At 67.5% G+C, this 19,430-nt stretch carries 15 protein-coding genes; 8 read left to right on the top strand and 7 right to left on the bottom strand.

The genetic code is table 11. The features are described from left to right. Position 1: 1 nt before the first annotated feature. Positions 2-406 carry a hypothetical protein gene (locus E6C72_RS09480; RefSeq protein ID WP_136700707.1) on the bottom strand — a complete coding sequence of 135 codons (405 nt, stop codon included), beginning with the start codon at positions 404-406 and terminating at the stop codon, positions 2-4. Positions 407-749: 343 nt separating this feature from the next. Between E6C72_RS09480 and E6C72_RS09475 the strand changes: the two genes are divergently transcribed. Further along, the gene (locus E6C72_RS09475) at positions 750-914 is read left to right on the top strand and encodes a DUF1328 domain-containing protein (protein ID WP_042689062.1); all 165 of its coding nucleotides are present in this window, start codon (positions 750-752) and stop codon (positions 912-914) included. A 170-nt stretch (positions 915-1,084) separates the two neighbouring features. Here E6C72_RS09475 and E6C72_RS32200 read toward each other — a convergent pair whose 3' ends face one another. Next, entirely contained in the window at positions 1,085-1,876 is a 792-nt protein-coding gene (locus tag E6C72_RS32200; protein WP_247875792.1) for an RNA polymerase sigma factor, read from the bottom strand. A 331-nt stretch (positions 1,877-2,207) separates the two neighbouring features. Between E6C72_RS32200 and E6C72_RS09465 the strand changes: the two genes are divergently transcribed. The 4 genes from E6C72_RS09465 to E6C72_RS09450 all read left to right on the top strand — a co-directional run bounded on the left by E6C72_RS09465 (position 2,208) and on the right by E6C72_RS09450 (position 5,301). Beyond that, positions 2,208-3,470 (top strand): lytic transglycosylase domain-containing protein, encoded by a 1,263-nt coding sequence (locus E6C72_RS09465; protein WP_247875791.1) that lies wholly within the window; start codon positions 2,208-2,210, stop codon positions 3,468-3,470. A gap of 201 nt (positions 3,471-3,671) precedes the next feature. Beyond that, a complete protein-coding gene (locus E6C72_RS09460) occupies positions 3,672-4,007 on the top strand; it encodes a hypothetical protein (RefSeq protein ID WP_109086610.1) in 336 nt (111 codons plus the stop codon). 128 nt (positions 4,008-4,135) lie between these two features. Further along, the gene (locus E6C72_RS09455; RefSeq protein WP_109086609.1) at positions 4,136-4,447 is read left to right on the top strand and encodes a hypothetical protein; all 312 of its coding nucleotides are present in this window, start codon (positions 4,136-4,138) and stop codon (positions 4,445-4,447) included. Further along, positions 4,444-5,301, top strand: a complete 858-nt coding sequence (locus E6C72_RS09450) for a class I SAM-dependent methyltransferase (protein ID WP_109086608.1) — start codon at positions 4,444-4,446, stop codon at positions 5,299-5,301. Before E6C72_RS09455 ends, E6C72_RS09450 begins: the two co-directional genes overlap by 4 nt. An 18-nt stretch (positions 5,302-5,319) precedes the next feature. Here the strand turns inward: E6C72_RS09450 and E6C72_RS09445 are convergent, their stop codons facing one another. Then, positions 5,320-9,663: a translocation/assembly module TamB domain-containing protein gene (locus E6C72_RS09445; RefSeq protein WP_247875790.1), complete on the bottom strand. Its 4,344-nt coding sequence runs from the start codon at positions 9,661-9,663 to the stop codon at positions 5,320-5,322. A 67-nt stretch (positions 9,664-9,730) separates the two neighbouring features. After that, positions 9,731-11,758 (bottom strand): autotransporter assembly complex family protein, encoded by a 2,028-nt coding sequence (locus E6C72_RS09440; protein ID WP_247875789.1) that lies wholly within the window; start codon positions 11,756-11,758, stop codon positions 9,731-9,733. Between the two features lie 193 nt (positions 11,759-11,951). Between E6C72_RS09440 and typA the strand changes: the two genes are divergently transcribed. Beyond that, complete coding sequence (gene typA, locus E6C72_RS09435; protein ID WP_109086605.1) at positions 11,952-13,778, top strand: translational GTPase TypA; 1,827 nt, start codon at positions 11,952-11,954, stop codon at positions 13,776-13,778. Positions 13,779-13,874: 96 nt separating this feature from the next. Continuing rightward, positions 13,875-15,548: an iron ABC transporter permease gene (locus E6C72_RS09430; RefSeq protein WP_109086604.1), complete on the top strand. Its 1,674-nt coding sequence runs from the start codon at positions 13,875-13,877 to the stop codon at positions 15,546-15,548. A gap of 2 nt (positions 15,549-15,550) precedes the next feature. Here the strand turns inward: E6C72_RS09430 and E6C72_RS09425 are convergent, their stop codons facing one another. Both E6C72_RS09425 and E6C72_RS09420 read right to left on the bottom strand, forming a co-directional pair. After that, positions 15,551-17,434, bottom strand: a complete 1,884-nt coding sequence (locus tag E6C72_RS09425; protein WP_109086603.1) for a potassium/proton antiporter — start codon at positions 17,432-17,434, stop codon at positions 15,551-15,553. A gap of 119 nt (positions 17,435-17,553) precedes the next feature. After that, complete coding sequence (locus E6C72_RS09420) at positions 17,554-18,057, bottom strand: RT0821/Lpp0805 family surface protein (protein ID WP_109086602.1); 504 nt, start codon at positions 18,055-18,057, stop codon at positions 17,554-17,556. A 161-nt stretch (positions 18,058-18,218) separates the two neighbouring features. On the opposite strand from E6C72_RS09420, the gene E6C72_RS09415 reads away from it, so the two are divergent. Then, a complete protein-coding gene (locus E6C72_RS09415; protein ID WP_042700556.1) occupies positions 18,219-18,401 on the top strand; it encodes a hypothetical protein in 183 nt (60 codons plus the stop codon). Between the two features lie 8 nt (positions 18,402-18,409). Here the strand turns inward: E6C72_RS09415 and E6C72_RS09410 are convergent, their stop codons facing one another. Next, positions 18,410-19,417: a patatin-like phospholipase family protein gene (locus tag E6C72_RS09410; RefSeq protein ID WP_109086601.1), complete on the bottom strand. Its 1,008-nt coding sequence runs from the start codon at positions 19,415-19,417 to the stop codon at positions 18,410-18,412. Positions 19,418-19,430 lie beyond the last annotated feature (13 nt).

Here is a 19,430-nt window from a genome sequence, read left to right as displayed (position 1 = left end):
CTCAGCGGATCGGCTTGCTGCCCGGAGTGATGACCGAACCCCTGGCGGACGTCGTCGAGGAATTGCGCGGATCAAGCACCACTGTCGTCCATTGCCCCTGCGGAGTCATTGCATTGGCGACGTAGCGATCCCCCTCCTTGCGGAAGTCGCGCACCGAGACATAACCGGCGGCGCTGAGCTGGTTCAGCAACGTCGTCTGTTGCAGCTCGATCGGCTTCTGCCCCCGGCCACGGCGCCCGCCGAAGTCGGACACGGTGCCGCCCGTCGAGCCCGTCAGCCCGGAGACATCGCCGCCGGTGCTTCCCGAATAGGTGGAGTGGCTTTGCGAATAGGTCTGCTGCGCCATCGCCGCCGGAACCACCGCCAATGACCCGGCCATAGCCATCAGGATCAATCCAGTCTTCATAGCGCCCTCGCTCGTTGTCGCCCTCGTGGCCGGCGGATGCCGGGCCTCTCAGGAAGCGGAAACGCGCCTGCAGCCCTGTTGTTGCATAAATGCCAGTCTGCACCAGCCCTGCGGCACTCCGATGCTCCGGTTGGTCAGGAACCGGGAACATCGCGCCCACGGCGTTGTTCTGGTCTTCGAATGCCGCCGCACCGGCTGTGCTTACCGTCACCGTGGCCCAACCTGCACCGCCAAGCAGAGGCCAAGGGACGAAGACAACCGGACGGCGGGTACGGCCATGACTTGTCTCATGCGTGACGCCGGCAGTCCTTGGTGACTATTCGGCCGAGCGAGGGAGGGTATGATGCTCTATTGGGCTCTTGTTTTCTTCGTCATCGCGCTGATCGCCGGCGCGCTCGGTTTCGGTGGGATCGCGTCGGCCAGCTCCGGCATCGCGCAGATCCTGTTCTTCCTGTTCCTGGTCCTGTTCGCCATCAGCCTGATCATGGGCCTGGTCCGGCGACGGTAGGTCGGCCGGTTCACTCTCTCCTCCTGAGGTGCCGTCCGAGCCGGCGACGCCACGATTGTCCCAGCCTCCGGCGGCGTCCCATGCGGGCGCCGCCTTTCGTTTCGGCAGTGGATACGAAAACGGGGCGCCCGGCGACCGGGCACCCCACGGAATTCAGCAAACCATCAAATTCAAGCGTCCACGTCGTCCGATGGGTTCTGCCCCTCCATCAGCAGCCGCAGGGCGCGGCGGCCACGCGACAGGCGCGACTTCACGGTGCCGATGGAGATGCCCAGGATATCGGCAGCCTCGTTGTAGGAAATGCCTTCCAGCCCGATCAGCAGAACCACCTCGCGCTGCTCGTTCGGCAGCAGGGCCAAGGCCCGGCGCAGGTCGCGCAGCTCCATCCGCACGAATTGCGAGCCCGGAGCGGCGCCGATGGCGGCCTGCGCCTCGGCATCGATGTCGACCACCGGCTGGCGGCGGCGCACGCCATTGATGTGCAGGTTGCGCAGGATGGTGAACAGCCAGGCGCGCAGATTGGTGCCGGGACGCCACAGATGCAGGCGCGACAGCGCGCGTTCCAGGCATTCCTGCACCAGATCGTCGGCCAGCGTGGCATCACGCACCATGGCACGGGCGAAACGGCGGAGGCGCGGGATCTCCTCTTCGATCTGACGGATCACCGCCGGATCGGGCGGAGCGTTCGGATCGGGACGGAACTCCTCCTCCACGGCAGCATCGGCGGCTGCATCGGCCGGGGCCTCGTCAATCGCGGTGCTGGCTTCGGCCCCCCTGGCCTCCGCATCAACAGTCAAATGGGTCTCCATACTGGCATCGGCCCCGGCATCAACGGTGTCTTGGTTTGGGAACGTCGGCAGGCCGTCCGAACGGGTCCGGCCAACGGCCTCGGCGCCGAAGGGCACCGGCTCGGCCGGGGCACGCAGTCGGTGGCTCAAGGTGGTCGCGACGTGGTTCGCCATCGGTGAAACGATGCCTCCTTCAATGCCGTTCGCCACGGCTGCGCCTCCGGCTTCACGGATGCCGATGGCTTTGCCGGGGCCTCCGGCGCAACGGCCCCGGACGATGGAGGGTTTCCATCGTCCGGGGCCGTCGAATTTCGCAGCCGATTATCTGGCCCGATCCGTACGTAATGAGCGCACAAAGGAGCTGCCAGTTGGGAAAAAGGCTAATGGATCATACAATGGAGACAATTAACCCCTAGAGTACCCCAGCTATTCCATCCCAATCACCGTTCGGGCATTGGCTTAAAACATGATCGTTCGTTATTTCTCCAACTCGATTGGAGGACGCATGACCATCCCGAAAAGAAAAAGACCGACCGACACCAGTCGATCGGCCTATGTATTTTTTATTGGCGGCGCCACATCAACCAGTTACGGCGATGTATTTCCTGGCAACCGGCCTTCCGTTTCGGCTTATGCCGCCATGCCTGGCACCCGGCCAGTTGGATGCAGTGGCGTCCTTCCTGAAAGTACTGCTTCCGACCTTCTGATGGTCTCCAAAAGCTTGAAGAAAATCATACAGGGGGGTCCGGTGGAAGCCCACACGAACCTTTGCGGTACGCCGTCCGAGCCATCCATTCCGGCAACTTCCAGGCGCAATGCCCGACGCCCGATCCGTGCCACGCGCGTGGCGGCACTCGCGGCGGTATTTCTACCCAGCCTGCTGGCTTCGCCACCGGCCAGCGCCGGCATTGCCGAGAAGACCGTCGCCGCATTGGAAGCCCTGGCCAGCAAGGGCAGCGCCCGCGCCCAATATGAACTGGCGCAGCATTATGACCGCGCCGACGGGGTGAAGGCGGATCAGCGGCTGGCATTATCGCTGTATTGCCGGGCCGCCCGGCAGGATTACGCCGATGCCGCGCTGATGGCCGGGCGGATGCACATGGCCGGGTTGGGCGGCGTCTCCAAGGATGCCGACCTCGGCCGGGCCTGGCTGCGCAAGGCGGCGTCCCTTGGTAACGAACAGGCGGAGCGTCTGATCGGCAGTGCCGGCGGCACGGTCAAGACGCCCGACCGCTGCGAGCCGCCCAACCTGCGCTGGGGTATTATCCGCAAACCGCCGGCCGAAATCCGCGCCATGGTGCAGAAGATGGCGCCAACCTACGGGCTCGACCCCGATCTGGTGCTGGCTGTCATCGCGGTCGAATCCGGGTATCGCGTCGACGTCGTGTCGAACAAGAACGCCCAAGGGCTGATGCAACTGATCCCGGAGACGGCGGAGCGCTTTGGTGTGTCCGATCCCTTCAACGCGGAACAGAACCTGCGCGGCGGCATGAAGTACCTTCGCTGGCTGCTGGCCTATTTCGACGGCAACGTCGCCTATGCGCTGGCCGGCTACAACGCCGGTGAGGGGGCGGTCCTGCAATACAAGGGCATCCCGCCCTATCGCGAGACGCAGGACTACGTCACCAAGATCCGTGGCATCTATGCACAGACCTATCACCCGTTCAACCGCGACATCGTACAGTCGGCCGGCCTCGTCAGCAGCGCGCGAGAGGAAGTGGCAGAGCTGTCGCTTTCGACCAAGGCGCGCAGCAGCGGAAAACGATGAGAACGGAAGATTGCGACTCGGGAAAATGCGACTCGGGCGACTCGGGTGGCGTTTGGTTAACACTTTGGTTATAAACTGACGATTACCCTCGGGGCACGACGGATTTCGCAAGCGCTGGCGACCCACGGGACGCCTTCCCGCGTCACCCGCCAGCGTCTCACCTGCAACGTTTCATCCGAACGTTTCCCGAGGACCTGCCCGATGCCCATGGCCGCCGACGTCGACACCATCGAACGCACCTCCATCGTCGCCTACACGCTGCTGAACGAGCTTCATGACGTTCTGGCCCTGCCCAAGGCTCCGGACGACGTGACGCTGGGCATTCTGATGGGCATGGCCATGTTCCTCGACGACAAGGTCGGTCCGATGCGCGCCAAGCGCCTCATGGCGGAGGCGCCGACCATCGTTCTGAAGACGGACGCCCACGTCACCACCGATCAGACGCAGCGGATCATGCCGGTCCTGCGTGCCTTCGGTGACCATCTGAAGGAACTTCGCATGAAGGCCGAGCGTCCGGTCAGCGGGTCGGTCGGCTGACCCACCTCTCGCCCAATCCATTTACTGATAATAGGACCCCCTGTGCCGATCTTGGCACCGGGTCGGTTGCACCGATGGATTGTCAGGCTGCTTGACCAATAGGTGAAATGGGCGGAAGCTTTCCGCCCATGGACTGGTTCACAGGGATCAGCATCGTCGCCATTGCGGCCGGCGTGACCATCAGCCTTGTCGTGCTGGTGGCCGTCGGATCGATCCGCCGCAGCCAGAACGAGGCGGCGGCCCGCCAGTCCCAGCAAATTCGCAAGCTGACGGAGACGATGGCGACCCTGTCCCAGCAGCAGCAGGCGGCGCAGACCCGCATCCAACAATTGACCGACGCCAACCGGAAGCTGTCCGACGAGTTGTCGGCGCTGGGCGAACGGTTGAGCGACGCCGACACGGTCCAGCGCGTGGCCGGCACGGCGAGGCTTCTCCATTGAGCGCAACCAACCTTCCCGACACCTCGCAGCCCGATGCCACACCGGATGCCAGCCGCGAGCGCGACCGCTGGGCCGCCAGTGCCGACGCCTGGGACCGCTGGGCCGATCCGATGGCCGATCTGGCCGACAAGCTGAACCGCCCGCTGCTCGATGCCGCCGGCCTGACGGAGGGGCAGAGGTTGCTGGACCTCGCATCGGGCGCGGGGGAGCCGGCCTTGAGCGCCGCGCGGCGGGCCGGGCCGGACGGGCTGGTGGTGGGCAGCGACCTGGTCCCCGGCATGATGGCAGGCGCCGTCCGCCGTGCCCGCAGCGTGGAGGGTCCGGCGCCCGCCTTCACCGCCGCCGACATGACCGCCCTGCCCTTTGCCGACGCTACCTTCGACGGGGTGACCTGCCGATTCGGCATCATGTTCGTACCGGCGGTGGATTCCGCGCTGCGCGAGGTGCGCCGCATCCTGCGCCCGGGCGGCAAGGCCGCTTTCATGGTGTGGGGGCCGCGCGCCGGCAACGGCCTGTTCTCGGAGATCGGCGACGCGGTTGCCGACCATCTCGGCGAAGACGGCAGCCTCGATCCGCTTTTCCGCTTCGCAACACCGGGCCTGCTGTCGGACCTGATGCGCTCCGCCGGCTTTGTGGAAAGCTCGGAGATCGAGCTGACCCCGGTCCGCAAGGCTCCGGCCGGCCAGCCCTTCTGGCGCGCCGCGCTCGACATGAGCTTCGGTCACAGGCTGGGCGGATTGAGTGCGGACCGGCGCCTGGCATTGGAAGCGGACATTGCCCGGCGCTTCGAGGCACAGGCGGTGGACGGCATCGTGCCGGTGCCGTCGCATGCCCGGATCGTGGTGGGGTGGTGAGCTAGCCCCCACCGATCCTCAATAATCCTTCTCGTACACCACCCCGAACTTCGTTTCCGAATTGGCGCCGACCGATGCCGTGCCTTTCAGGTTCTTGGTGATGTCGACCTCGACCTTGGCACGACTCTGGTTGGCACCGATGCCCTGTTCGACGCCGACATAGACACGGTCGCTGACATAGCGGCCTGCCTGGACCGCGCCGCCCTTGCCGTTCTCGCCCTGGGTAAAGTCCAGACGGTCGACGCCCAGGCCACGGCGCACCTTGTCGAGGATGCCACCGCCCCCGCCGCCGACGCCGGCCAGCGCCGCCGCCGACTGCGCAAGCTGCACCGCCTCGGCCGCGCTCAGGTCGCCAACCGACTTGCCGAACAGCACGCCTGCCAGAACCTCGTCCTGCGGCAGCCCTTGCGGAGACGTCAGTTCGATCTTCGGCTGGCGGGCGGTGCCGCTGACCACCACGTCGGCGGTGACGCCGTTGGCCGTCGCCTCTGCCAGCAGGTCGAGCCGCGGGTCGATCGGCTGGGTGCCGTCGAAGTCGAAGACGCCGCGCTTGAACTCGAAGTTCTTCGCCAGCAGGTTCAGACTGCCTTTCAGGATGCTGAAACGGCCTGTTACCTCCGGTGCCGCGGCGGTGCCCTTGACCCGCAAGTTGCCGGCAAGCTCCGCGTCCAACCCGCGGCCACGCACGAAGATCTGGTTCGGTGCGTTCACCGTCATGTCCAACGCCAGCACGAAGGTGGTTGCCACCGGTCGAGCCTCCGCCGGCTGCGGCACGCGGCGGGTGCCGCCGGCGGTGGAAACCTGTGTCGTCCCGCGGGCGCGGCGGCCCTTGCCGACCTCCGTCACCTTCAGATCGACCACGTTGGCCGGCATGCGGTCGGGAACCTGGATCTCGGCGCGGCGGATGTCGACCGGCCCGGCGAGCCGCGCGTTCGCGAAGCCGCCGGTCAGGGTCAGGTTCGCGCCGATCTCGGCCGTCACCAGATCGATCTCCACCAGCCGGGCATTATCCGCCTGGAGCGCGATGTCAAGTTGCCGGTCGGCGGGCGCACCTGGACGGATGACACCGCTGGCGCTGATCGCACCGCCGTTGCGGGTTCGTCCACGGAAGCTCTGGATGGTGAAGACATCGCCGTCGCCGACCAGCCGCGCTTCGATGTTGGTTATGACGGCACCCGAGGCGCGGTTCTCGTAGCGACCATTCGCGAGAACCACCGATCCGCCGAGCGACGGCTTCTCCACCGTCCCGCCAACCCGGACGTCGAGCCGTAGCGCCCCCCGCGCCCGGTCGCCCGACGCGGACAGCAAATCGTTCGCCAGCGACAAGTCCACCGTGCCGTTCACAGCCGCCTCGATCGCACCCCTGGGCGGAACGCTGACGGCATAGCTGTCGGGGTCCATCACCAGAGGCAGGGCGGCGGTGGCGGTCAGCGTGCCGGCATTCTTCGGCATGGCGATCCGGCCGTTCAGCCCCAGCCGGCGATCGCGCCATTGCGCGTCAAGCGTCGCATCGATGCCCGGCAGTCCGGCCTGGGTGGTTTGCTGCGCCTTCAGTCCGCTGATCCGCAGGGTGGCATCGGCACGAGGGTTGCGCAGCGTCCCACCGAGCGACGCCCGCGCATTGGCAACGCCGTCCAGCGCCAGCGTCGGGCTGGCCAGCTTCGCCAGCGCCAACGGCAGCCGGTCGATGGTCAGTTCGCCGCTCAGCCGGTCTCCGTTCAAGCCAAGGTCGGCGGCCAGCCGGGCATTGCCCGAGGACAACCGCAGTTCCTTCACTTCATAGCGGCGGTCCGCCAGCAGGATGGTGGCTGGCGCCGTGCTGCGCAGATCCTCCCCGGCATAGCGCGCCTGCAGGCGGTCGAGCCGGATGCGCATCGCCTGCCCGTCCCGTGCCAGATTGCCGGCAAGGTCCAGCGCGACCGGCTGGGTGCCCGCTCCGGCGGCATTGGCCTGGAAGCTGGCCTTCGCCAGCGACCCGTCGACCGACGCGGTGACGCTGCGCAGGTCGGTGCCGGCAGCATTGCCGTCGGTCATCTCCACCCGCGCCTTGCCGCTGGGGATGCCGAGCGCGTCGGCGACATCGGCCTTCACGGTCAGGCGGCGAGCGGTCAGCAGCAGTCCGCCTTGGCCATCCACCCGCAGGTTGCCGGCGTCGGCGGTCAGGTTGGCCGCCTGCCTGCCGCCCTTGTTGTCCAGCACCAGGGTGAAGCTCGCCCCGCCGGCGAGCGGCATCCCCGCCAGTTCCGACAGGCCGTTCAGGTTGGGCAACTTGCCCTCCAGCCGCCCGGTGGCGAGCAGCGTGTCTAGCGCCACCTGCGCCTGTCCGGTGATGCGGTTGGTACCGTTGGCGACGGTCAGTTCATCCAGCCGCAGCGTCTGCTCACGCAACGCATAGCGCGCGTCCACTGACAGCGGCGTTCTGTCCAGGTTGGTCCGCGCCGAAACCGTGCCGTTCGGCGTCGCCGGCAGCCCTGCGGCGGTTGCCTTCACTTCCGCAGCGCCCAGCCGGCGGCCTTGCACCACCAGATCGCGGGCGTTCAGTGTCGCCTGCGCCTCGATGGCGTCGAGCGGTCCGCGCGCGGTCGCCTCCAGTGTCGCCGCCCCCTCCATCGGCGTGCCGAGCGCGCCGCCCAGGGGCTCCAGCTTGGCCAGGGTCAGGGTGGTATGGGCATCGACCTTGTTGTCCACGAGAGCCGCAGTGCCGGTCAGCTTGCCGTTGCGGCCATCGACCGTCAGGCCGGTCAGCCGCATGGCGCCGTCCGGCTCCATCCTGGCGGCCAGCGCCAGCGTCGCCCTGTCGCCCAGCACCGCGTCGGCCGGTGTGCCGGTGGACAGGCGGTCGAGGCTGCCGGTCAGATCGGCGGTCAGCAGACCGTCGGCACCGCGCTTCACCGGCCCGTTCAACGCCACCGCCCCCGCCAGCGGCCGGACGGCGAGGCCCGACAGAGGCGCAAGGTCGTCGGCATTGGCGCTCAGCGTCAGATCGGCAGTCTGGCCCCAGCCACCGACGGTTCCCTTCGCCTCTGCTTTTGCGGCTGCGGCGGTCAACGCCAAGGTCTCCAGCCCAATCCGGCCGCTGCCGGTATCGACCTGCGCCTTGGCGACAAGCGTTGTCTCCGGCCCGGTCAGACGGGACAGCGCCGGATCATCGGAGGCAAGGTCCCGCAGAGTGGCATTCACCGCGACGTTCAGCGCGTTCAGCGCCCCCTCGGCAGAGCCCTCGACCACCCCCTCGCGCCAGGACAGCGGCACCAGCGGGTGCAAAGTGGAGTCCGGACCGGCATGCAAGCTCCAGCGCAGGTTCAGGCTCTTGTAATCGGCGGCAACGTCGCCGTTCAGCGTCGCATTGGCGGCGGCGAAGGTCAGCGCCAACGGGCGCAGGCTGATGGCACCCGCCGGCGTCCGCAACAGGGTCGCGTTCAGCGTCGGGCTGGAGCCTATCAGCGGCGTCACCGTATCTCCGGCCAGCCCGGCGATCAGCGGCGCGAAGTTGCCACCGGCAGTAAGCGTCAGCGCATGCCCCTCCGGCCCTTTCCTGATGGTGGCGTCGGCATTCAGCGTGCCGGTGGGCGAGGCTGTCTCGCCGGCCATAGCGGTCAGCTTGCCGGTCCAGCCGTCAAGCGTGCCGTCGCCCTTCAACGCCAGTTCGATCGGCGGCAGGCCAGGCATCGCCAACGCGCGTGCAATGACACCGCCAGCCGGCTCCGATGCGTTGACCGACAGATTCAGCGTGTTCTTGCCAGGATCGAAGGCGGCGACCAGATCAGCCTTGCCGGGCTTGTCATCGATGCGCGCCACCGACAGATTGGCGTTCACCGCCCCACCGCTGTGCTCCAGCATCATGGCGCCGGCGATGCGCAGCACTGCCTGCTCACCAAGCAACGCCGGAGCCAGTTCCAGCCGCTCCACCACAAGCTTCTTCAGGTCGATGTCGACCGGCAGGCTGGGCAACAGCGGGGCGTTGGGGTCGGACGGCACGGCGGGCTGGGTGCTCACCGGCGCGCGGGTTACCATGACGGAGGCCGCCTCCAGCGCGTCGATCTGGGCGCTGCGGAGGAACAGGGCGGAGGGCGACAGCACCACATGCAGCCGGTCGATCGTCAGCCAGACTCCCCGGCTGTCGGCCAGAGTGACCGTGGCGATGGTGAAGTCGGTGGGGATGCTGCCGTCGATCGCACCCAGCTTCAGGTGCATGTCCGGCGATTCGACAGCGCCCTCGATCTTCTCGATCAGCCACTCGCGGGCGGTGTCGCCGGAGAACAGCGAGAAGGCCCGAACGGGCTGTGGGCCGGCCAACAGGCCGGCAAGGATCGTCAGACCGACCAGAAGGAAGCGAACCGCCGTCACACCATGCCCTTTCACCAGCCACCCCGTGTCCCAACCGCAATAGACGGTCATCGTCCCGAAGGATTGGGACGAAATTGCGCCATCAGAACGCCTGCCCCAGGCTGAGATACAGTTGCCAGCGCGCATCTCCGCTGGCGGGATTCAGCGGAACACCGACGTCGACACGCAGCGGGCCGAAGTCGGTGTAGTAGCGCAGCCCCAGCCCGGCGCCGACGCGCAAGGGTTCGCTGAAGTCGGGATAGGCCTTGTCATAGACCGTGCCGGCATCGACGAAGGGCACGACACCGATGCTCTCCGTCACCTTGATGCGCAGTTCCGCCCCGATCTCGAACAGCGACCGGCCGCCGACCGGATCGTCATAGCGGTCGCGCGGTCCCGCCTTCTGAAAGCCATAGCCGCGCACCGACCCGCCGCCGCCGGCATAGAAGCGGTGATCCGGCGGGATGTCGGCCAGCGAGGTGCCGAGGATGCTGCCCAGTCCGATCCGCGCCGCGGCGACATAGCGCCCGTCGGTGCCGAGATCGTAATAGGTGGAGCCGTTGAGCAGCACCGACGTGAAGGGCGACTTGGTGTCGCCGCCGACCGGGAACCAGGGCGTCACCTGCAACGACGCCCGCTGGCCGGAGGTCGGGTTCAGCAGATTGTCGGTGCCGTTCCAGGCCGCGCCCAGCGGCACGCCGATGAAGGAGGTCTGGTAGGTGGTGTCCTCCGTCCGCACCCGCCCGCGCTCGCCGGTCAGGCCGTAGCTGACGGTCAGCTGGTCGGTCAATGGTCGTTCCAGCTTCACCGTCAGTTCCGACGCCACGCGGCTGTAGGCCGGCGGCTGGTCGTTGACCACGGCGAAATTGACCAACAGCGACTGCTTCACCGCCAGGAAATCGGGCTTGCGGAAATTGACGCTGAAGCGCAGGTCCGGCAGGTCGTTGCTCTTGCTCGACGTACCGCCCGACGAACCGGCGACACGCCCGACATCGACGCCGACGCGCAACTGCTCCGCCCCGCCGAACAGGTTGCGGTGGCCCCAATAGGCATTGGCGCCCAGCCCGTCCTGGGTCGAATAGGTGACGCCGCCGCCGATGAAGCGGCGCTTGCGCTCGCCGACCGAGACAATCACCGGCGTGACGCCGTCTGGTCCCGGCTCGTCGGCCATCCGCACCCGGACGGTGTCGAAGACCTGGAGGGCGGCGATGTCCTGGCGCGCCTTGTCGGTGGCGGCCGGATCGAAGACCTGCCCCTCCTTCCAGGCAAGGCGGCCGCGCACCAGATCCTCATCGACCGTCTCCAGCCCCTCGATGCGGGTGGCGCCATAGCGCGTAAGCGGTCCGGGGTCGACTGTGTAGGCGACATCCATCGTCCGGTCGGAATGGTCGACCACCACCTCGCGGTCGGACGCCTTGGCGAAGGCATAGCCCCGCTTGCTCAGCCGGCCGACCAGCTCCGATTCGGCATCCAGCACCTTCTGCGCCACGGCGGGCGCGCCGGCGACGAGGCCGAGATCGTCGGTCGTGACATCCTTCGGCAAAGTCGAGCCGTTGGCGCCGCGCACCGTCACCGTCTTGATGTGGTAGAGCGGCCCCGGCGTCACCGCCACGGTCACCTTGACCGGCGGCGCCTTCCCCCCGGCGGGCAGCGTGCCGGTTGCCGCCGGTTCCTCGATACGGATGTCCAGCTTCGCATCGTAGTAGCCAGCGGAGCGCAGTGCCGTCTGCAGGCGGTCACGGTCGCTGTCGGCCCGCCTTTCCAACCCGATCAGCGAGGGCGGATGGTCGTCCTTCAATTCCACCAGGGTAGAGGCGTCGCGCAGCGTGCCGCGCAGGGCCTCATCCTCGACGCCGGTGATGTCCACTTCATAGGTGATGCCGGCAGGCCGCACCTCCTCATCCGGCGGCGTGCCTTCCGGCGGGGGGACCGCTGGCACAGCGCCGGGAACGCTGTCGGGGGGCGAATCCTGGGCACGGCCAGCACCCGCCGGCCCCAGCAGCAGCAGGGTGGCGACCAGCGGTGCCACGATGGGAGCCTTGAGCAGCGCGGCTGCAATCCTCGTTGCGGCGGTCGCCCGGCGGCAGGAAGCGGAAGCGAAGCGGATCATCGTCCCCAATGTAGGGTCCATTGACGCATGGCTCCATCCCGGAAATTCGCCCTAGACCAAAGGGTACAACGCTTGCGTTTTTGCCGCGGATCCATATATTGCGCCGCAACAGTTTCCCCGACAGCGCCCACCGATTTCTTTCGGCGGGCCTTTTTGTTGTTTGTGGCATGACGCTGCTGCGTGTCGGGGGTGCCCTTGCGAGATCGAAGGCTCCATGAATCTCCGTAACGTCGCCATCATCGCCCACGTCGACCATGGCAAGACCACGCTGGTCGACCAACTCCTCAAGCAGGCCGGTTCGTTCCGCGAGAACCAGCAGGTCGCCGAACGCGCCATGGACTCCAACGACCTGGAGCGCGAGCGCGGCATCACCATCCTGGCCAAGTGCACGTCGGTCCTGTGGAACGACCTGCGCATCAACATCGTCGACACCCCCGGCCACGCCGATTTCGGCGGCGAGGTGGAGCGCATCCTCTCCATGGTCGACGGCGTCGTACTGCTCTGCGACGCAGCCGAAGGCCCGCTGCCGCAGACCAAGTTCGTGCTGGGCAAGGCCCTGAAGCTCGGCCTGCGCCCGATCGTCGTCATCAACAAGGTGGACCGTCCCGACGGCCGTCCGCACGAGGTGCATGACGAGGTGTTCGACCTGTTCGCCTCGCTCGACGCGTCGAACGAGCAGCTGGACTTCCCGACCCTGTTCGCCTCGGGCCGCAACGGCTGGGCGACCACGGACCTGGAGAACGGCGCCCGCGAGACGCTGACCCCGCTGTTCGAGCTGATCCGCGACCATGTCCCGGCCCCGAAGGTCGAGGAAAACCTGCCCTTCAGCATGCTGGCGACCACGCTGGAAGCGAACCCGTATCTGGGCCGCATCCTGACCGGCCGCATCCTGACCGGTTCGGTCAAGGTCAACATGGCCGTCAAGTCGATGAGCCGCGACGGCAAGCTGGTCGAGAACGCCCGCATCAGCAAGGTGCTGGCCTTCCGCGGCCTGGAGCGCGTTCCGGTGGACGAGGCGCATGCCGGCGACATCGTCGCCCTGGCCGGCCTGACCAACACCACCGTCGCCGACACCATCTGCGCCCCGGAAGTGACCGAGCCGCTGGCCGCCCAGCCGATCGACCCGCCGACCCTGGCGATGACCTTCTCGGTCAATGACAGCCCGCTGGCCGGCCGCGAGGGCGACAAGGTCACCAGCCGCATGATCCGCGACCGCCTGATGCGCGAGGCCGAAGGCAACGTCGCTCTGCGCGTGACGGACACCGAGGGCGGCGACGCCTTCGAGGTGGCCGGCCGCGGCGAACTGCAGCTGGGCATCCTGATCGAGACCATGCGCCGCGAAGGCTATGAGCTGGCGATCAGCCGTCCGCGCGTGCTGTTCAAGACCGACCCGCTGAACGGCCAGCGCCTGGAGCCGATCGAGGAAGTCGTCGTCGACGTCGACGAGGAGTTCTCGGGCACCGTCGTCCAGAAGATGTCGGAGCGCAAGGCCGACCTGATCGAGATGCGCCCGAGCGGCGGCGACAAGACCCGCATCGTCTTCCACGCCCCGTCGCGCGGCCTGATCGGTTACCAGAGCGAGTTCCTGACGGATACCCGCGGCACCGGCATCATGAACCGCCTGTTCCACGGCTATGCCCCGTTCAAGGGCACCATCGCGGCCCGCCGCACCGGCGTTCTGATCTCCAACAGCGATGGCACCGCGGTGGCTTACGCCCTGTGGAACCTGGAAGACCGCGGCCCGATGCTGATCGATCCGGGCGTTCCGGTCTATCAGGGCATGATCATCGGCGAGCACACCCGCGGCAACGACCTTGAGGTCAATGTCATCAAGGGCAAGCAGCTGACGAACATCCGCACCACCAGCAAGGACGAGGCGGTCCGCCTGACTCCGCCGATCCAGATGACCCTGGAAAAGGCGCTGTCCTACATCTCCGACGACGAGCTGGTGGAAGTGACGCCGAAGTCGATCCGCCTGCGCAAGCGTTACCTCGACCCGAACGAGCGCAAGCGTCACCAGCGCGCTGCCGAAGCCAGCTGATAACGGTTCGCATATAGGCTAGAGTACCGGCGGCGTTTGCACCCTGACAGGGAGCAAGCGCCGCCTTCTTTTTAACCACTGCGAGGATGTTTCTGCATGGCGATGGCGACCGACGCGAAGTCTCCCGGCTCCCCGTCCTTCTCTCCCCGCCAGCTGTGGGCACGCATCGGCTTCACCGGCCTGTTCGCCCTGATCCTCGCGCTGCTGATCGCCCTGCCGATCCTTGTCGTCTTCGTCCAGTCCGCCGGCGTCTCCACTGATCTGTGGGGACACATGGCACGGACGGTGCTTCCCGGCTACATCCTCAACACGCTGATCCTGCTGGGCATCGTCGGTGTCGTCACGCTGGTGACCGGTGTCGCCTGCGCCTGGACCGTCACCATGCACGACTTCCGCGGGCGCGGGGTCCTGCAATGGCTGCTGCTGCTGCCGCTGGCCATGCCGGCCTATGTGCTGGCCTACACCTACACCGACTTCCTGCAATATGCCGGGCCGCTGCAGTCCTTCCTGCGCGCCAGTTTCGGTTGGCGCCGTGGCGACTATTGGTTTCCGGAGATCCACACCGCCTGGGGCGCCGGGCTGGTGCTGTCGTCGGTGCTGTACCCCTACGTCTATGTGCTGACCCGCGCCGCCTTCCTCGAACAGTCGGTCTGCGTGCTGGAAGCCAGCCGCACCCTGGGCTGCACCCAATTCGGCGCCTTCCGCCGCGTCGCCCTGCCGCTGGCTCGTCCGGCCCTGGTGGCCGGCGTCGGCTATGCGCTGATGGAGACGCTGGCCGACTTCGGCGCGGTCCGCTATTTCGGCATCGACACCTTCACCGTCGGCATTTACCGGACATGGTTCGCGCTGGGGGATCCGGCTGCGGCGGCGCAGCTGGCCGCCGTCCTGCTGCTGGTGGTTCTGGCGCTGGTCGGGCTGGAGCGGCTGTCGCGCGGCAGGATGCGGTTCCACCAGACCACCGGCCGTTACCGCGCCCTGCCCGCCCCGCGCCTCTCGGCGCGCGGCACGATGGTCGCCTGGATCGTCTGCCTGACGCCGGTGCTGTTCGGCTTCCTGCTGCCGGGTGCGGTGCTGATCCGCATGATCCTGCGCGGCGGCACGGAGCTGACGCTCGCCCGCTTCACCGACTTGACGGTGAACACCTTCATCCTCGGCGCCAGCGGCGCGCTGCTGGTCGTCGCAGTGGCGCTGACGGTGATCCACGGCGCGCGCCATGACCGCAGCGGCCTTGCCACCGGAGCGGCGCGTCTCGCCTCGCTCGGCTACGCCACGCCGGGCACGGTGATCGCGGTGGGCATCCTCATCACCGTCGGGCTCACGCGCGACTGGACCGGCTGGCCGATGGGCGCGATCCTCGGTACCACCATCGCCGGCATCCTCTATGGCTACTTGATCCGCTTCTTCGTCGTCGCCTATGGCCCGCTTGAGTCCGGCTTCGCCAAGATCGGCCCGAATCTGGAAGGGGCGGCACGCTCGCTCGGCCACACGCCGTTGCAGGTGCTGCGCCGGGTCCATCTGCCGCTGCTGCGCCCCAGCCTGCTCAGCGCCGCCATGCTGGTCTTCGTCGACATCACCAAGGAACTGCCGGCGACGATGATCCTGCGGCCCTTCAACTTCGACACTTTGGCGATTGAGGCCTTCCGCATGGCCTCGACCGAGCGGCTGGACGACGCCGCCCTGCCCGCCCTGGTGATCGTGCTGGTCGGGCTGGCTCCGGTGATCTATCTCAGCCGCAGCATCGCCACGTCGCGGCCGGGGCACCGCGGTTAAGGTCAGCTTTCCAGCCGTTCCTCGTGCTTGGCCTCCGCCACCGGCAGAGCATCGGCGGGGCGCCGTGCCCGCAGCTTCTCCCGCTCCTTCCAGCGGCGGAAGGCATGCTCGTTCCACCAGCCATGCAGCCGTCCGCCGATGTCGGCGATCCGCTGGTAGAGCGGCCGGCGCCGGCTGGTGACGCGGGCAGGCTCCAGCGCCATGCCGACTGAGGTGATGGTGTCGTCCTCCATGTCGCGGACGATCAGCTCGACCCCGCCCATACGCACCCGGTCGCCCAGCTCGCAGGAGCCGCCGAACTCGTTGCGCAGCAGGTCGCTCAGTGTCAGCCGGGCATTGGACATCGACAGAGGCAGGCCGTACATTTCGGCAATCTGCTCCACCGTCGCGTCGGGGCTCAGCACCAGATCGCCGTAGAACTCACGGTCATTCTGGTCGAGCGCCCGGCTGCCGCCATAGAGCTTGTCGATCAGCGGCAAACGGTGTTGCGGCGTGAACAGATAGATATGGTCGCCGGGCTGAAGCGGTTTCGCCTTGTGCAGCGGCACCACGGCGCCCGATCGGATGACCAGCGACGGCTTGGCCCAGCGCGGCATGCGCTGCCCGCGGGCGGCCGGGCTCTTGGCGTGGACGGTGTAGGCGACCAGTTCCTGGTCGGCGTTACCGGGAAGCTCCAGTTCCACGCGCTCCACCGGGCCGCGGCGGGGCGGAACGATCAACTCCAGCGCGCGGGCCATCGTGCCAATGGTCCAACCCTGCACCAGCAGCGAGACGACCACGACGATGAAGGCGGTGTTGAAGATCAGCTGCCCGTTCTCCAGTTCGCCCAGCACCGGAACCAGCGCCAGCAGAAGCGACACCGCACCGCGCAGGCCGACCCAGGCGATGAAGCTGGTCTCCCGCACCGAGAAGCGGAAGGGCAGCAGGCACATCCACACCGCAACCGGACGGGCGACGACGATCAGGACGAAGGCCACCCCGAGCGCCGGCAGGATCATGCCGGCGAACTCCCGCGGCGTGGCGAGCAGCCCCAGCATCACGAACATGACGATCTGGCTGAGCCAGGTCAGCCCGGAATGGAAACGCCGCAGCTCCAGCGCGCCGCGCAGCTTGACGTTCCCGGCATAGAGGCCGGCGGCATAGACCGCCAGATAGCCGCTGCCGCCCATGACGTTGGTGACGGCGAAGATGAACAGGGCGAAGGTCAGCGTCACCACCGGGTTCAGGCCGGCCTCGAAATTCGCCTTGTTGATGAAGGTCACCAGCAGCCAGCCGCCGGCCAGCCCCATCACCCCGCCCAGCGCGAAGGCCAGCAGCAGCTCCCCCACGATCGCGATGGGAGAGGCCAGACCATGGGTCGCCGCCTCGACCAGCAGGATGGTCAGCATGATGGCGACCGGGTCGTTGCTGCCCGATTCGATCTCCAGGGTGGAGCGGACGCGGTCACGCAGAGTGATGCCGCCGACGCGCAGCAGGAAGAAGACCGCCGCCGCATCGGTGGAACTGCACGCCGCCCCCACCAGCAGCGCCTCGCCCCAGCCCAGCCCCATCAGGTAATGGGCGGCGACTCCCACCACGCCGGTGGTGATGGCCACCCCCAGGGTCGCCAGCGTCATCGCCGGCCAAGCCGCCGCCTTGTAGCTGGCGAGCTTGGTGTCGAACCCGCTCTCGAACAGGATCACCGCCAGCGCCATCGACCCGATCAGGAAGGCGGAACCGGCATCGTTGAAGGAGATGTGGCCGATCCCATCCTCACCGGCCAGCAGGCCGATGCCGAGAAAGATCAGCAGCAACGGCGCACCGACCCGCAAGGCGAGGTAGCTGGTCAGCACGCTGACGATCAGCAGGGTTGATCCGATGAGGATGATGTAGCTGACCGCCTCCATAAGCCCCGCGCGCCGTTCTTGTCAGGCCGCCATTTGGCGGAACTCCTTGATTTTGACGGCAAGCTCCCACATCCGCAAGGAGTAGGACCCGGAGGCGGTCATTCGGATAGGCTGTACGCTTACGATACCAGCTTCCAGCTTCCGTCAGCCTGACGGCAGGCCGTGCCGCGGGCAACCTCGGTCCTGCCCTCGATCACGACCGTATGGTTGTAGTCGCGGCAGGTCTGTCCATCGGTGCCCTGATAGGTCCGCACCGGCTGGATGGTGCCGCTGTTGCCGGACTGCGGATTGTTCCAGGTGATGGTCTGGTTGTTGGCGACCGCCCGTTCCTCCGCATCCGACGCCCGGTTCTGGTCGGCTGCGGTGAAATGACGGGCCAACTGCTGGCCGGCATAGGCACCCACCAGCGTGCCGATGGCGGTGGTCGCGAGCTTGCCCGCACCGCCACCGAAACGCGAACCGAGCAGGCCACCGGCGACGGCGCCGCCAAGCGTGCCGACGGTCTCCGACGTGTTCATGCCGCCGATGCCGCCCCCGCTATTGCCGGTCTGGCAGGCGGCGAGCGACAGCGCTGCAGTGGCGGCGATCATGGTGGCGCGCAGATTTTTGGTGATGGTCCGCATGATGGCTCCCCCGTGTCAACGTTTAACGGTCAAAGTCCGGTGAACGCTCAAGGGGTGAAGAAGTTCCTCCCAAGGGGCAGGACCAAAAGATCAGGGGAGGATGGAAGCAAAATGCGCTCCCGCGTGTTTAGACATCGAACAGTCAACATGTGGAGGGTAGCATGATGTCCCGTTTTCGTCTGATCGGTGCGGCGTTCGCGCTTCTTTCCCTGGCCGCCTGCTCGACCGGCGGCGTGGTCGGTGGTGCGGCCGGCGCCGCTGGCGGTTATGCGGTGGACGGCACCCGCGGTGCCGTGATCGGCGGCCTGGGCGGGGCGGCGCTGGGCACCGCCATCGACCACTAAGAAGCCTGTCAGTCCCGCAAAGGCGCCCGTGTCGATTCCCGCGGGCCGGTCGCGAAGACGGCGAGCGCGTCGTGCAGGTCCGGCAGGACGCGCTCCACCGCCGCCTCGCCTTCGCGGATGCAGTCGTCGGCACGGTCGAACTCGGTCAGCCCGATATGGCCCAGCCGCGGCACGATGTGCACGTCCGGCGGATCGCCGGCCAACCGCGACCGGGTGATGCGGTCGGTGACGATGCCCAGCGACGAGACCATCACACCGAACAGGCTCGGCCCCTCATAGTCGCGGCGGAAGATGCGGCGCGTCAGGGCGCCGATGCCGCTCGGCGGGCGATGGTCCGGCGTCTCGTCCTCGACCAGCCGCAACAGGTCGAAGCCGGCGGCGGTCGGCACGCTGGCACCCGGCTTGCGCGCCTTGCCCAGGATGTCGCCGGCCAGATTGACGGCAATCACCATCTGCGCGCCCAGCGCCCGGCAAGCCGACACCGGCACCGGGTTGACCAGCGCACCGTCGATCATCCACCGCCCGTCGATCGACACCGGCGGAAACACCCCCGGCAGCGAGAAGGACGCCCGCATCGCGTCAACCAGCTCGCCCCGTTGCAACCACACTTCGTGCCCTGTCACCAGATCGGTGGTGACGGCGGCGTAGGGGCAGGGCAGCTCCTCGATCCGCACGTCGCCCAGATGCAGGCGCAGCTCCGCCAGCAGCCGGTCGCCACCGATCAGCCCCCCGCCCTGGCGCAGCCGCAAATCCAGATAGCCGACGATCTTCATGCGGGTCAGCGTGCGCACCCACTCTTCCAGCGTGTCGAGCTTGCCGGCCAGATGGACGCCGCCGACCAGCGCCCCGACCGAGGAGCCGCAGACGATGTCGGCCTCGATGCCATAGCGCTTCAGAGCCCGCAGCACCCCGATATGCGCCCAGCCGCGCGCGACCCCGCCGCCCAGCGCCAAGCCGACGCGCGGGCGCCGTGAGCCGCCGTTCAGTCCGCCAGTGGGGCCAAATCCGTTCGGCATGCGCCTTCTCCCT

This window comes from Azospirillum sp. TSH100 (assembly GCF_004923295.1).
In the GTDB taxonomy this organism is placed as follows: domain Bacteria; phylum Pseudomonadota; class Alphaproteobacteria; order Azospirillales; family Azospirillaceae; genus Azospirillum.
Note: the sequence above shows the minus strand (reverse complement) of the source record. Positions and strands in the feature narration are given on the sequence as shown.